Source organism: Psychrobacter sp. GP33 (assembly GCF_014119005.1).
In the GTDB taxonomy this organism is placed as follows: domain Bacteria; phylum Pseudomonadota; class Gammaproteobacteria; order Pseudomonadales; family Moraxellaceae; genus Psychrobacter.
Window position 1 is genome coordinate 50721 of sequence record NZ_JACGYX010000001.1, and the last position, 13919, is coordinate 64639.

15 protein-coding genes are annotated in these 13919 nt (G+C 43.1%); 6 read left to right on the forward strand and 9 right to left on the reverse strand.

Annotation, left to right across the window (positions count from 1 at the left end):
- Positions 1–148 precede the first annotated feature (148 nt).
- Positions 149–1000: a DUF4230 domain-containing protein gene (locus H2245_RS00215; protein ID WP_182405021.1), complete on the forward strand. Its 852-nt coding sequence runs from the start codon at positions 149–151 to the stop codon at positions 998–1000.
- A gap of 19 nt (positions 1001–1019) precedes the next feature.
- Here H2245_RS00215 and H2245_RS00220 read toward each other — a convergent pair whose 3' ends face one another.
- From H2245_RS00220 to ispZ, 5 genes are all read right to left on the reverse strand, one after another.
- Complete coding sequence (locus H2245_RS00220; protein ID WP_182405022.1) at positions 1020–1691, reverse strand: hypothetical protein; 672 nt, start codon at positions 1689–1691, stop codon at positions 1020–1022.
- Between the two features lie 83 nt (positions 1692–1774).
- Positions 1775–3790 carry a tRNA (5-methylaminomethyl-2-thiouridine)(34)-methyltransferase MnmD gene (gene mnmD / locus H2245_RS00225; protein WP_404944639.1) on the reverse strand — a complete coding sequence of 672 codons (2016 nt, stop codon included), beginning with the start codon at positions 3788–3790 and terminating at the stop codon, positions 1775–1777.
- Between the two features lie 282 nt (positions 3791–4072).
- The gene (locus H2245_RS00230) at positions 4073–4516 is read right to left on the reverse strand and encodes a hypothetical protein (protein ID WP_310734102.1); all 444 of its coding nucleotides are present in this window, start codon (positions 4514–4516) and stop codon (positions 4073–4075) included.
- The gene (locus H2245_RS00235) at positions 4513–4863 is read right to left on the reverse strand and encodes a YciI family protein (RefSeq protein ID WP_182405024.1); all 351 of its coding nucleotides are present in this window, start codon (positions 4861–4863) and stop codon (positions 4513–4515) included. The genes H2245_RS00230 and H2245_RS00235 overlap by 4 nt, the downstream gene beginning before the upstream one ends.
- A 68-nt stretch (positions 4864–4931) precedes the next feature.
- Positions 4932–5483, reverse strand: a complete 552-nt coding sequence (gene ispZ, locus H2245_RS00240; RefSeq protein ID WP_182405025.1) for a septation protein IspZ — start codon at positions 5481–5483, stop codon at positions 4932–4934.
- 189 nt (positions 5484–5672) lie between these two features.
- Between ispZ and H2245_RS00245 the strand changes: the two genes are divergently transcribed.
- Positions 5673–6542 carry a PHP domain-containing protein gene (locus H2245_RS00245; RefSeq protein ID WP_182405026.1) on the forward strand — a complete coding sequence of 290 codons (870 nt, stop codon included), beginning with the start codon at positions 5673–5675 and terminating at the stop codon, positions 6540–6542.
- Positions 6543–6800: 258 nt separating this feature from the next.
- Positions 6801–8333 (forward strand): diguanylate cyclase, encoded by a 1533-nt coding sequence (locus H2245_RS00250; protein ID WP_182405027.1) that lies wholly within the window; start codon positions 6801–6803, stop codon positions 8331–8333.
- A 91-nt stretch (positions 8334–8424) separates the two neighbouring features.
- On the opposite strand, the gene truD is transcribed toward H2245_RS00250, so the two are convergent.
- A complete protein-coding gene (gene truD, locus H2245_RS00255; RefSeq protein ID WP_259365014.1) occupies positions 8425–9657 on the reverse strand; it encodes a tRNA pseudouridine(13) synthase TruD in 1233 nt (410 codons plus the stop codon).
- Between the two features lie 224 nt (positions 9658–9881).
- Here truD and H2245_RS00260 point away from each other — a divergent pair, with 224 nt between their 5' ends.
- Both H2245_RS00260 and H2245_RS00265 read left to right on the forward strand, forming a co-directional pair.
- Positions 9882–11540 carry an FAD-dependent oxidoreductase gene (locus H2245_RS00260; protein WP_182405028.1) on the forward strand — a complete coding sequence of 553 codons (1659 nt, stop codon included), beginning with the start codon at positions 9882–9884 and terminating at the stop codon, positions 11538–11540.
- A gap of 156 nt (positions 11541–11696) precedes the next feature.
- Complete coding sequence (locus H2245_RS00265) at positions 11697–12305, forward strand: GNAT family N-acetyltransferase (RefSeq protein ID WP_182405029.1); 609 nt, start codon at positions 11697–11699, stop codon at positions 12303–12305.
- Here H2245_RS00265 and H2245_RS00270 read toward each other — a convergent pair.
- Positions 12302–12523 (reverse strand): hypothetical protein, encoded by a 222-nt coding sequence (locus tag H2245_RS00270; protein WP_182405030.1) that lies wholly within the window; start codon positions 12521–12523, stop codon positions 12302–12304. The genes H2245_RS00265 and H2245_RS00270 overlap by 4 nt on opposite strands.
- Before the next feature lie 112 nt (positions 12524–12635).
- On the opposite strand from H2245_RS00270, the gene H2245_RS00275 reads away from it, so the two are divergent.
- Positions 12636–12917 (forward strand): DUF503 domain-containing protein, encoded by a 282-nt coding sequence (locus H2245_RS00275; RefSeq protein WP_182405031.1) that lies wholly within the window; start codon positions 12636–12638, stop codon positions 12915–12917.
- Between the two features lie 86 nt (positions 12918–13003).
- Here the strand turns inward: H2245_RS00275 and H2245_RS00280 are convergent, their stop codons facing one another.
- A complete protein-coding gene (locus tag H2245_RS00280; protein ID WP_182405032.1) occupies positions 13004–13450 on the reverse strand; it encodes a TM2 domain-containing protein in 447 nt (148 codons plus the stop codon).
- 91 nt (positions 13451–13541) lie between these two features.
- A complete protein-coding gene (locus H2245_RS00285) occupies positions 13542–13910 on the reverse strand; it encodes a double zinc ribbon domain-containing protein (RefSeq protein ID WP_182405033.1) in 369 nt (122 codons plus the stop codon).
- Positions 13911–13919 lie beyond the last annotated feature (9 nt).

The following is a 13919-nucleotide window of genomic DNA, read 5'->3' on the forward strand; positions in this document are numbered from 1 at the left end:
ACGTATACAGCGCCCAAACCCATTACTCAAACCCATGATCTAAAGCCACATTAAGTGTAGACAATAGGTAGCGATACCTTGAAGTGAATACCGAGTAGACGCATTAATCGCTTATTGTAAAAGCTAACAACACAGTGAAATTATCGCCATGAAAACCAATGATAAGAAAAATGTCGCCAAGAAAACCAATAACAGCAATAACGCAAATATTCATAATAAAGGTGACTCAATAGACGTTAGTAGCCCGTTGACTAAACAGCTAAAAAGTACACAATCGGTTTCAAAATCGACATGGGTAGTCTTATTGCTCAGTTTTTTAGCGCTTGCTTATACCTTTTATAATATGCAAAATCGGGCGGTAGAAGAACCGATTGAGACTATTACCCGTGAAGGCGTGGTGACACAAATTCAGCAACTTAATCGTTTGCAAACGGTGGCTTTTAGTGTAGATACCGTGATTACCAGTCAAAAACAAGGGAGCTGGATGAAGCTGTGGCAAGATGAGCAAAAGGGCTTATTTATTGCTCATGGTCGGGTAGAAGCGGGCATTGATTTAAGCGCATTGACGCCTGATATGGTGCAAGTGGTGCAGCCAGCAGATATTGAAAAGGCTAAGAACCCTAAAAATGTAGATAATGATATGCCCATTGCTGAAGGCGCAAGCCCTATTGCTACCATGCCGCAAATTAATATTACCTTGCCACCATCAGAGATATTTTCCGTTTATCTCGATAATATCGAAATTTATGATTGGCAAACAGGTGCTTTTGGACTTATGAAAGTCGATCCGAAAATATTGCAACAAGCCCAAAGTATGGCAAAAAAAGAAGTGCTTGAGCGCGCTTGTCGCGGTGATGTGATGGATATGGCACTAAAAAATGCCCAAACGCAGCTACAGCATTTATTTTCTTTAACGGGTGCAGTGGTGACGGTGACCACTCAAGGGGCTGGCGCGTGTCAAATGCCCTTAGTAAAAAAACCTAACGTCAAGACATCTTAAGATTAGCTTTTTATTCATATTAGGTTTGAGTGATAACTTCCGCTTCAGCGCTAACAGCAGTAAAGCTGGTCACAGTATCATTACGAATCAGATCTATGACCGTACCTCCTTGATGGCTGACCAGCTCTATTTTGCCATCGACTGAACGATAAGTGGGATTGTTGCCTTGTCCTTCAGGCGCACTTAGGGTCATTTTGGTGTCATTGGATAAGGTGATGACCGCATTCAAAATGCCAGTCGCTGACGTTTGAAAGACTACGGTTAGGGTCTCGCCTGCTGCACTGCGGTAATGGACGTCAGTGACTTGAGTGCCTCGAGGTTGTTGATTACTAAGCGGCATAGTTTCAGGATTAGGCGTAATATCGGTGCCATTAGTAGGCGCATTTTCTAATGGGGTTGATGTGCTGTTTTGAGCTTCATTAGCTGATATATTATTACTCGGCTCAAGATTCGGCTCATTAACAACGGCTGCATTTTGCGTATTATTATCAATAGTAATCGCATTGGACTCCGCCGTGGGTTCTGCTTGGATATCAGGGGATTTTTGACAGGCGCTTAGCATTAGAGTTAAACCCATCATCGCTATTATTGCTGCGTTACCATAGTATTGAGCAAGGCAGTATTGAGCAACACGCTGCGGCTTTTTATATGATGATTGTGAAGTAAATATGGACGATAAAGGATAAGACATAAGGTCAGCTCCTTAGCTGAAAAGCAAAAATGAACAGAGTCGCGTCATATAGAAAAAGTGCGTAATAGGTTATATGAGTTTGGCTATATGGGGTTCTTGTGTATGCGTGCCCGATTTGGTGATATTTTTGTCAACATATTCGCTGATAAAGGGGGAAATGTTCCTAACATCATATCCCCTAATGTTTCCGCACATAGCGGCGCGATGGCATATCCTTTTGCACCCATTGCCGATAGCGTCCATATGCGCTGACTGCCTACCAATAATCCAACTAAAGGATGATAATCAATGGTTTGGGTACGAATGCCTGCGCGCGCCTGCCAATTACCGGTATCGTTTGGCAAGATACTATCAAGCTCTGGAATATCGGCAATCAATTTATCACGGTTTTGCTGATTTTCCTCCGAGCGAATACGTGTGTCTTTATCGGTATCTATAAAGCTTGCACCCAGTAAAAACTGCGCTTGTCCTTCCGTCATATTGTTTAGTGTGGCATCGCCACTTTGTGCAACAAAGGGTGCACAGTAGCCGCTATATTTTAGGGGCAGTTTTGGTAAGTCAGCGCGCTGCTCAATAGTGGGGGTAAACCAAGATAGCTGCCCGCGAATGGTACGACAATTAGCAATTCGACTATCTAATTTACGACCTTCGTAAGCGGCACAAATAACCACATTATCGGCTTCGATAGTTTTAATAATAATGTCACTTTTCTTATTATTGCTATCGTTGTTCAGGTTATTATCTTGAACATTGTTAGTCTTATCAATGTAACCACTAATGCGAACATTATCAGCAGTTTCATCTATTTGAGTCACGACTAACGATTTAAAAGTAATTAACGGATGACGGAGTATCTCGTTCTTTAAGGCTTGTGGATTGACCAGACCGGATTTAGGTAAATATAAGTTTTCGAATAAATCGAGCGCGCTAAGCCCCGTTATTGTTTTAGCTTGGTTGTTAGGTAAAGTGGTAGCCATCGCATTGGGGTAATCGCAAATCTCCTTGATAGTGACATTAGACTTGACTAACAATTCAAGCGCTCCAGTAGTCTCAAGTATAGGTGGCGTATTATAAATAGCTGCTTGCTCATTTAAGTAACGATAAAATCGGCTGGTATACAGATAACTGATGGTATGCAGATGCTCATCAACATGATGAATCGGAGTCATCTTAGGCGCGAGTAGGGCACGTGGGTTGCCGGATGCGCCTGAAAGCGGCGCGTCTTTGTCTAGTAAAGTCACTTTAATACCGCGATTTGCCAGCGACCAAGCCGTCATCAAGCCGGCAACGCCTGCGCCGATAACCACACTATGGGTCGGTCGGTAGATGATTTTTTGTGGTTCTATTGACGGATTATCCTCTGCTATCGCCGCATTCACCATAACTGCCGTTAACATCTCGCGTTTTCGCCCAAATCCTGCGACTTTTTCAATCTTAAAACCACTGCCCTGCAAGTCTCGTTTTACGATACCTGCGCAGCTATAAGTAGCAGCAGTCGTGCCTCTTTGTGATAAACGCTGTATTTGGGTAAATATACTATCCGCCCACAATGATTCATTGCAAGATGGTGCAAAACCGTCTAAGAACCACGCATCAATATGGGACGTAGACTGGTCATCAGGATTCTTATGTAATTTTGCCAAACTATGAGCGGCGTCACCTAGCCAAATATCAAGCGTAAGGTTATCACTGATAAAGTTTAGGCGATGGCAGCCAGCAATCAAAGGTGGATAATCGGCTAATAATGGCTCAATCAGTTCGGCTAATTCAGGCGCGCGTTGTGCCCATAAGCTCAGTATCTGAGTTAAGTCGGGTAGCGGTATCGGGTGTAATTCAGTGCTAATAAAATGCAGGCGTGCCGTACGCAAATGAGGATGTGAAGCGCGTAGTTTCTGCCATAGCTGCCATGAGGCAAGGAAATTTAGCCCAGTACCAAAGCCCAGTTCAGCAATGGTAAAGCACTGATATGGTGCTAATATTGCCAAACGCTCCGGCAACTGATTGCCATTAAGAAACACATGGCGCGATTCTGCCAAGCCATCTGCATGGGAGAAATACACATCGCCAAATTCACCCGAAATAGGCACTTGATTGCCCATATCATCGGTCTGCCAATCGATCTTAGCTGGGGTGATGACGTTGGGGTGCTCAGATGGCTTTAGAGCCAGTTGCTCCGCTTGTTTTCTGAACCGACGTGGAACATTACTAAAGGTAGAATCGATAGGTTGAGACATAAAAGCTCACATCAGATAAGGGAACAAGCAAGGCGTACAGGTATTAGAATATTACCCATTGTTAGGCGAGTGATAAGGCTGACAGTAATGCCCGTTGCTATTAATTTAACCGCTACTAAGTCAGTTGCGGCTGATTTAATTGCAAAGCTACCAACGCGACCGGCGTCTAAATATCAGCCATGAAATGAACACGCCAAGCGCTAGACTAATCAGGGCGGTCATTGCGCCATACACAAAGAGCTGCCCTTTGCTCTCGTATATCAGTACATTCACTTGCGTTTGTAAGTCATCTACTTGCCGTTGCAGGCTGACATTTTCGGTGACTAATCTCTGATTGGCAGTGCTGAGGGCAGAAGGCGCGGGTTGGCGCTGCATGGCGAGCGTAGGCGTAAGCGCAGTTGAGCTTAAGGTCGTATCTATTTGACCATCTGTAGCGACGCTAGTATCTGGTTGGCTCGCTACAGCATCTGCTGGTGCTGCCTGCGCGCCCACTGCTGTCATGAGTGTTAACATGAGCAAAACCGTAGCTAGACTATAGCGGCGATGTAATGATTGCTTGCCGGGTTTTAACGGTATCGTCGATGCTCTCACGATGTCTTCGCCTCTATTCCCGTCTCTTTTTTATTTGCTGACAGGCTTTCTTCAGGTTTTGGTAACACATGAATAAAGGGCTTGATATCGACATGACTATATACCCCATCACGCAGATACGGTTCAGCGCTTGCCCACTCTTTCGCCGCATCTAGCGAATTAAATTTAGCAATGACAATACTGCCCGACATGGCACTTTGACCATGTTCAATGGGCGTTGGTCCAGCAACTAGCAAGCGCTGTTTCGCATCCAACACTTGCAGGCGGGCAAGGTGCTCAGTGCGAGTCAATTTACGCTGAGCGTCGCTATTGGCAATATCATGACCAATAATGGCAAATAAAGGCATGTCATATCCTTAATTAATAATAGTTTTTAGCTAATGTTTAAATTTTTTAATAAATAAACAGTAGTCTTTTATTTTACGGTTTTATCCGTCAAAGCTGGATTTAAATGCTTTTTTAACATCAAGAATTGAGCGACCACGAATACCAACATAATTGGAATCCAACCATAGGTTTTAAAGTTAATCCACGCCTCATCACTCATGGTAAATGCCGTGATATAATGAAGGACACCCATGAGCATAAAGAAAAATGCCCATGCCACGGTCAGCTTTTTCCAGCCACTCATAGATAGGTTAAAGACATCTTTCATTGCTAATTGCATCAGTGGCTTATTAATTGCCACACTAACCAATAAGGTTAGGGCAAAAATACCGTTGATAATGGGCGATTTCCAGCGCAGATAGATATCATCGCGTAGCAATAAGGTACCGCCACAGAAGACTACGGTTAATAGCAAGACGACCCATTGCTGTTTATCAAACTTACCCTTTTGCCGCACAAAATGAATCGCGTAGACAATGAGGGTAGTAACTAATAACGCCCCTGCTGCTGCCAAAATACCATGGGTGCGTGCGGCAATAAAAAAGGCAATCAGGGGAATGAAGTCTAATAAGGCTTTCATATCAGGTAGGATGTCCATCAAAAACGTAGAGGCTAGTTTACACGTGTCCTGTGCTAAAAAAAAGCCGACAAGTCACAATCATTAAAGCCACACCTATTTAAGCCATACCTATTTAAGTCACAATCATTAAAGCGCGCCCATCTCACGAACACGATTTACCCCCATTCATAAAATTGCTAAGGTTCTCCCATGAAAATCGACTTACATTGTCACAGTACCTACTCCGATGGTACGTTTGCGCCAGCCGAGGTGATACAGCGCGCGCACAGTGCTGGGGTTACCGTGTTGGCATTGACCGATCACGATACGTTAAAGGGTATTGATGAAGCACGACTGGCAGCTACTGACTGCGGCATGCAATTGATTAATGGCGTTGAGATTAGCTGTGAGCATACTCTAGATGGCGGTTATGGCAAAAATAAATCCACCAATAAAATTGTGCACGTGCTTGGGCTAAATTTTACAGACCGTGAGCAAATGCACGCCACCTTGCAGCAGTTGCAAGACAGTCGCGCCACACGTGGGCAACGCATCACTGAAAAATTGAGCGCATTGTTAAAGGTTGATTATGATGAGCTATGGCAAGAGATTTGTGCCAAAGCCGGTAATAATCCACAAGCAGTGGGGCGTGCGCATATTGGGCAAGTCTTGTTTGAGCGCGGTTTGGTCAAAACGGTACAAAAAGCCTTTGATAAATATCTTGCTGACAATAAAGCCGCTTACGTCCCTATTGAGGCGCTTAGTATGGCGCATGGCATTGAGCTGATTCAGGCTTGCGGTGGCAAGGCAGTATTGGCACATCCGACCCGCTATCAGCTGTCAGCCACACGGGTGCGCAAACTGATTGCCGAATTTGCCGAGCTGGGTGGTGATGGTTGTGAGTTGCCAGCAAATAGTGAACCGCTAAGTACACGCCGCATGGTCGATCGGACAATTGCTGAACATGAATTAGCCGTTTCTATTGGCAGTGACTTTCATGGTAGCAACATGCCATGGCGGCGTATTGGTGATGTTCCAACAGTCAATCCTGAACAGCAGGGAGTTTGGGAACAGTTCTGACTCATACCAAATATAATAAGCCCGTAAATAGTCCTATTCGGTATATTAATAATCATTAATTTGCTATTTCAATCGTCTCAATTTAAGTCAATAATAAACGTATCCCTGCCAAAATTTATTCTGTTTCATCGTTACATATATCCTCAGTTTATGGGCGTAAACAGATAGAAAGCGATTGCTAATTTCCGTGAAAATTGCCACACTGGATGTAACAAAGCTGCAATATAACGACACAGAAACGCATGTGGTGGCAAATTTATGGCGGTATCGATTTACCAACTGGCCTATAAAAAGCTTACTCGAATCATCTTTGAGTGGCAAGCGGCTGATAAGGCCTCGCTATTGGCGCTGTTCATTGTCATGGAAGTCTCATTACATTGGTTATGGTGCTTATATGTGTGGTTACGAAGAGACATGTATGGCAAATACGTCGATATGGCGCTGCTATATCCACTATGGGCAGGCGTTACTATACTGGGACTGTACTTCTGGTTTATGGTTGGGCATTTTGCTCGTGTAAAAAATGACTATCAGCGCCTGCATTACTGGCAAGTCGTTTTAATTATTATTTATAGTATCTACATTGCGGTTATGGTGTTGGTCATGGGGCATAGCAGTTTGGTCTCTGGCGTATCGCTGATGGGCGGTGCAATGCTTGGGATGATGCTACTACGAAGGCGATATATTTGGTATGCCTTTTTATGGCACATTGCATTAATTATCGTCGTGACTCTCATTCCCTATTTGGGTGTTAAGTTGCCCAATTTACGCCAGCTTACCATTACTTCTATTCCCCTCGATACGTACAGCTATCTCACTTACAGCGAAACCACCACCCTAGAAAACGCGATAACTGCTTCTATCTTCAAAAATGGTACTATCAGTTGGGAGATGGTGCACAAGCTGCGCTTATCGTCTTCGTTTTTTTGGCGCTCAACCCATTTATATTTAGCTTTGCCTAAAGCCATTTTTATGGTGTATGTCTTCCGTCTTTTATTATTAATAGTTGATAATAGTAAAGCAGAAATCCTACAGCATGCCAATCAAGATGGGCTAACCAGCTTAAATAATCGCCGCTTTGGTTTGAACCAAATGCAGCAGACCATCATCGCCACTAACGCTGGGCAAAACACCAGTGTTATCTTGATGGATTTGGATTGGTTTAAAAGCATTAATGATGACTATGGTCATGAGGTGGGCGATCAGGTGCTTTGCGAGATAGCACAAATACTCACCCATACCTTTAGCGATATAGGCATTGTGAGTCGTTATGGTGGTGAAGAATTTTTGGTGGTGCTGCCCGATACTGGGCATGAGCATGCGATGGCACTTGCTGAGCAATTACGTGAAAATATCGCTGAACATGCGGTACAGCTTGAGGGCGGCGCTGTACTTCAGATAACCGCTAGTATGGGGTTATATACCTTAGTTTATGATAGGTTATTTAGCATCAAACAAGAATGGAAACCTGCCGACACCAATCTTGCTAAAGACACCTGGAGTATCAGAGATGGCGGCCCGTTTGTCAATCTAAAGGCACATGCTAGTGTTAGGAGCCTTGAAATAAATGGTCACTATCGGACAAAGCCACGCCTTGATAAGCGCGCGGTATTGAAGCTCAGTCAACAACATCAAGAGCTGTTCGCCAGTGACATATGCAATTGTATTATCAGTACGGCGGATAAAGCGCTGTATAAAGCCAAAGAACGTGGACGTAATTGCGTCCTTAGCGCCAATGAGTTACTTGCAGAGGGTAGTATTTCGGAGCCGCGTTATGGTTATGGCACTTGATTCAGCTAATAAATGGAAAATAGCTCTTAAGAAAAACTGTTCTTAAAATAGCTTAAACAACAGTTTAAAATTATGTTAATTACCAAGCTGATTATAAATGCAGCTGTTGCACCAAAGCGGCAAGCACGCTGGTTGCAAAACTACCTGTAGGCAAGTTAAAGGATAATACCAGCGTTTGTGCGTCCTGCCATTCCCACTTTAAACCTTCAATGGGCAAGCGTAATGCTCGCCGTTGCGCTTTAATATCTCGTTGTATTAGACCTGTTGCCAGTTGAGTTAACACTGGATTTTGCTGTACTACATCATTCTCTAAAGCTGCCGCTGCGCCACTTACCTTATCATTGTCCACGCCCCACAATGGGGCAGTCGGATGGATATCGCCTTCAACAAGTCGTGCGCGTAAGGCATCGTCCATTTCTTCACTTGAAAATATCGAGCCTGAGCCGTTAAGGTTAAATACTTCTCCTGCCATGCCTGTATTCCAGCTGCCGTCACGTACTCGCACTGCTAAAATCTCATTAAATACCAAGCTGCGTGCGGCAGACAATGCCATGGTATGGTGCTCTTTTGGTGCACGTTTGCGCTTATTTTTAACATTATTTTTTCGTGCAGGTTCAGCAAACAATCTTAGCGCCTCTTTAATATTATTACCACCATGACCAAAGCGCTGCGAACCGAAATAATTGGGTACGCCCATTTGGCTGATGTGCTCTAAATGCTGTGCTATCTTTTGTTTTGCCATGAGCTGCTGTTCTGCATCTAAGTTATCGGTTGCCAACTGAACATCACGTAAGGTAATGATAAATTGATTGGCTTGATGCGCACCGCGACCCAATTTTTTATGATGCCAGTGCTGTGCCAGTATCTGTACGGTTTCATCGTCGCCAAGATCAACAGGCGCAAAAGGGGTTGGGGGTAATTGCTTTTTAGGAATGCGCAAACTAACCCATTGCGTTGTTAAGGCGTGCCTATCTTTTAACCCCGAATAGCCGATATCGCGCAATGGAATATCTGCCCACTCTGCTAGTAATTTAGCCAGATACGCGGTATTCATACCCATTTTTTGGATATGTAGCCATAAATGTTCGCCTTCATCAGTAAAGGTATTCGGCAGAACTTCATTAACCACAAAGTCAGTTGCGACTGCCTTATATTGGGCTTGCAAAATAGGCGGTGTCATCGGTTGTGGTAACTTGGCGGTATCGGCTATTGCTGCTATATCAAGTGTGGCTATATCAGGCATTGATATGAGGTCAGATGTTGCATTATCTGCTGGCAGGATGGCGGTCGGCGCTATGAGTACAGTACAAGCATGATTAGTCATAAAATAGGCTTCAATGATGGTTATAAGAACAGGTATAAGAAAGTGGAAATGCTTTCAGTTTACGTTTTGCTACGCGCCAGCCATACAAGTATACAGCTGAACTTGAGTAGGCTTGCTACTATCAAGAATGTCTGTGTATTCATGACGCTATTTCGCTCACGATAATAAATTTTACTCATTATTATAATTAATAAGGCAGCAATCGCTACCGTTAAGGATGACTTATGACTGACTCAAAGATTAATACCGTAACCATCAATAAAGCTGACGTTCCCAGTGGTGGTATGAAGTCGTATAAACAAGAAGATAATAGTATCATTTTAATCACTCGTGACGATGATGAGTTTCATGCGTTCGACGGTAAATGTCCTCATGCCGGTGCAGATTTAGGCACGGGATTACGTTGTGGCAATCGCGTCATTTGTCCGTGGCATCATGGCACCTTTGATAGCCGTGATGGGTCATTATTGGAGCCAGTGGCAACGGAAGGTCTCACGCAATATGAATTCACTGATAATGGCGATAGTCTGACTGTCAATACCGCAGCGAAAGTAGATAATACTATTGATACTAATAAACTTGAGGCAACGCATACCGTTATCGTCGGAGGTGGAGCGGCTGGCTTTATGACCGCGCATCATCTGCGCAATACGGGCTATGGCGGTAAAATTACGATAATCAGTGCTGATGATAAAGCACCTTATAATCGTACGCTGCTATCTAAAGCATTTTTAGCGGGCAATATGTCTGAAGACAAACTGTTACTTGGTGGTACGGATTGGGCAGAAAAACAGAATATTGAGTTACGCCTGAACCAAACCGTTAGCGAAGTTTTGCCAAGTGAGCGCACCTTAATTATTAATAATAATAATGTTAAAGGCAATGATAAAAAAGGTAATGGCTCAAATAATAGCGAAAAATTAACCGCAGACTTTTTAGTCGTCGCAACGGGTGCATCTCCTATTGTACCACCCATAAAAGGTGCTGACCTTAATGGTGTTTACACCTTGCGCAGCATGGACGATGCCAAAGTTATTAAAGCTGCCAGTGAAAATAAAAATGTCGTCATCGTTGGTACGGGCTTTATCGGTATGGAAGTCGCGTCAGCATTAGCACAGGCAGGCACGAGTAAATCTATTACTGTCATTGGGCAAAATCAGCGGGTTATGGGTAATATCATCTCAGAAACCGTCAGTAATGCATTGATTAAATTGCATGAAGATAACGGCATTAAGTTTGTACTCGATGCCACTGTCAACGCTATTAATGGCACTGAACATAGCGATAGTGCGACAACGGTAGGTAGCATTACTCTTGCCAATGGAGAGCAACTCGATGCCGATATTGTGATTTTGGGCACAGGCGTGTTACCACGTACAGAATTACTGGGCGAAGAAATCAACCCCCGTGAAGGCGTTGAGGTTGACAGTCATCTACAATTGCGCGATGGCGTCTATGCGCTGGGTGATATTGCTAAGGCAGACGGTCAAATGGGACGATTGCGAATCGAGCATTGGCGTGTGGCATTGCAACATGGTCTGGTCACGGCAGCAGCAATTTTAAAAGATGATAGCGTTCATTCGCTTGATGAACGTGTACCGTTTTTCTGGACGATGCAGTATGGCAAAAGCTTGCGCTACAGCGGACATGCCAAAACACCCGATCATAATATTTTAATCGGAACCCCTGACACGCTTAATTATATTGAATACTATTTTGATGATGAGGAAGATAATAGCCGCGCCACTGCCGCAAGTACGCTTGGTCATGATAAGGAGCTGATTGCCTTTGGTGAACTCTTGCGCCTTGGTCATGCGCCAACCCGCGCGCAGATTAACGCTAGATTTGATATTATTGCCCAAGCTCACGCTTTATCGCTTTAATAAAAAGCAGCTAAAACGGCTAGAAATATATCCATAGTGATAAATAATAATCAAAAACAACCTTTAAAGAAATAACCACGAAAAAGGCTATCATTTATTTTATCTTGGTAGCCTTTTTTCAAGATTAAATTTTCAAAGTTAAATAAGGAGACGCATATGACCGATAACCATACAGACAGCTCCGTATTTTTACGCCTAGCAGTACCTAATGACATTTTGGCGCTTGAGAGCTTTCTCAATCGTTGCTATCGCTTTGATGAAGGCTGGACGAATGAGTTTGAGCTGGTCGGCGGCATCCGTACCAATCAAGACGAGCTAAAAAGTGTCATTGCTGACCCTACGCAATATCTGTTTGTTTATCCAAAAACAGACAATGCTCAGCGTGACGGTGAAGAAAGTGGCGAGATATTAGGCTGTATCAATGTCGGCATACATGATGGCAGCGCTCACATTGGCATGTTTGCAGTGCATCCAGAATTGCAAGGATGCGGCGTTGGGAATACATTGTTGCAGGCAGCTGAAACCTTTGCACAGCGTCATTTATCGACCAATAATTCAACAACTGACAATTCATCTACTGGTGCGGAAAACCCTACTGTTATCAAAATGCTAGTATTAAACGGTCGCCCAAAGCTGCTCGCTTATTATCAGCGCCGTGGCTATCTCAGCACCGGCAATACCGAGCCATTTCCAGAAGATGGCAATAATGGTGAACCCAAAAAGGACGGCTTATTCTTTTTAGAATTAGCAAAATCAATCTCTTAGCGATGGCTGACCCAAAAGTTATTGAATGTCAAAAAAATACCGATACTCAGCAAAATGAATGCCACAATGAGTAAGCGTTTAAACCATTTAAATGCAGGCAGGCGCGTGGCATTTTCATTAGAAGTCAAATAGGCAAACAGACACATCAGGCTAGCAACCAAGGTCATAATGCCCAAGCCAATCGGTAGAATAAACAGATATATCTGCCACATAGTCATCTCTCAGCGGTCGTTGCTCATTATTAATCGCATCATAACAGTATGTGGATTGCGCTGTCTGTAATGCGCTTGAAAACTGAATCATTCCCACCTTCTGTATAAGGAAAATCACATGCATATCGGCATCCTCACGTTGACATTTTCTTTACCCGGATGTGGCTCATTAAAAGAAAAACGCCAACGCATGGGCGGCTTGCATGCGCGCTTTGGTAATACGCCAAGTGTCGCGGTATGCGAAAGTGGAGAGCGTGATCGCCATGATGCCAGTGAATGGACTTTCGTAATAGTCGGGCTGTCGAGACGTGAAATCGAGTCGCAGTGTAGTCAAATCGAAGATAAAATAGAGCGTACAGTAGATGGTCGAGTGATGAATGTGGTGAGGGAGTTTATTTAGGTGGGGAAGTTTTTATATATTTCAAAAAATACATAATCTGTAGGTTGGGTATCTCAAGCCCTACTCAACCTACGGGCTATAGTTTGCTAACCAAATCTTTTATTGAATTCAGATTCATTCATAAATAACAATATTATTACTTCGAAAAGAGAGATTATCGCTGGAATAAATGTCCAACAGAATAATAGATACAAAATACCCCAGAGAGTTTGACCTAAATAAAACTTATGTATTCCAAAGCCTCCTAAGAACAAGGCTAACAATGCTGCAACACCTTTACTTTTGCGATTTACATGTACGATGGTAGTGTAGTTATTAGTAGGCAAAGGAGGTGGGGCGGCTTTGAACGGTGAGGGTTTAGCAATAGGAAAACCACAACTAGTACAAGAGTTGCTTTGATTACTAGTGGACTCAGAGCATTCAGGACATTTAATTAAAAAATTCATTTTAGAAGTTGGGAATCCACAGTTAGTACAAGACGCGCTTTGGTCGCTAATTTTATGTGTGCATTCAGGACAATCAATAATGGCCATATATTTTCCGTTTCTTACATTTTTTAGTTGTTATCTATAACGTTTTTATCAAATGAATATGCTATCTCTAAGAAATAGAGAGCTAATTGCTTTACCTTGAAAATTGGTCTATTACATGTTGTAAAATATAGTGAATTTCTTCCTTAGATATAAAGTAAATAATAATGCAGCCAATGATGAACATATTTGTATTGTTGAAAAACCCATATTCTTCATGTTCATCAACTTCTTCAAGCTCTTTAAGTTCACTAGACGAAAATGGGGTATTATTAAATACTGCAGGTTTCACAAGAGGAAAGCCACAAGTAGTACAAGACACGCTTTGATTACTAATCGACTTAGAGCATTCAGGACATTTAATCAAAAACTTCATTTTAGAAGTTGGGAATCCACAGTTAGTACAAGCTACGCTTTGGTCGCTAATCTTATGTGTGCATTCAGGACAATTAATAATTGCCATATTTGTCCC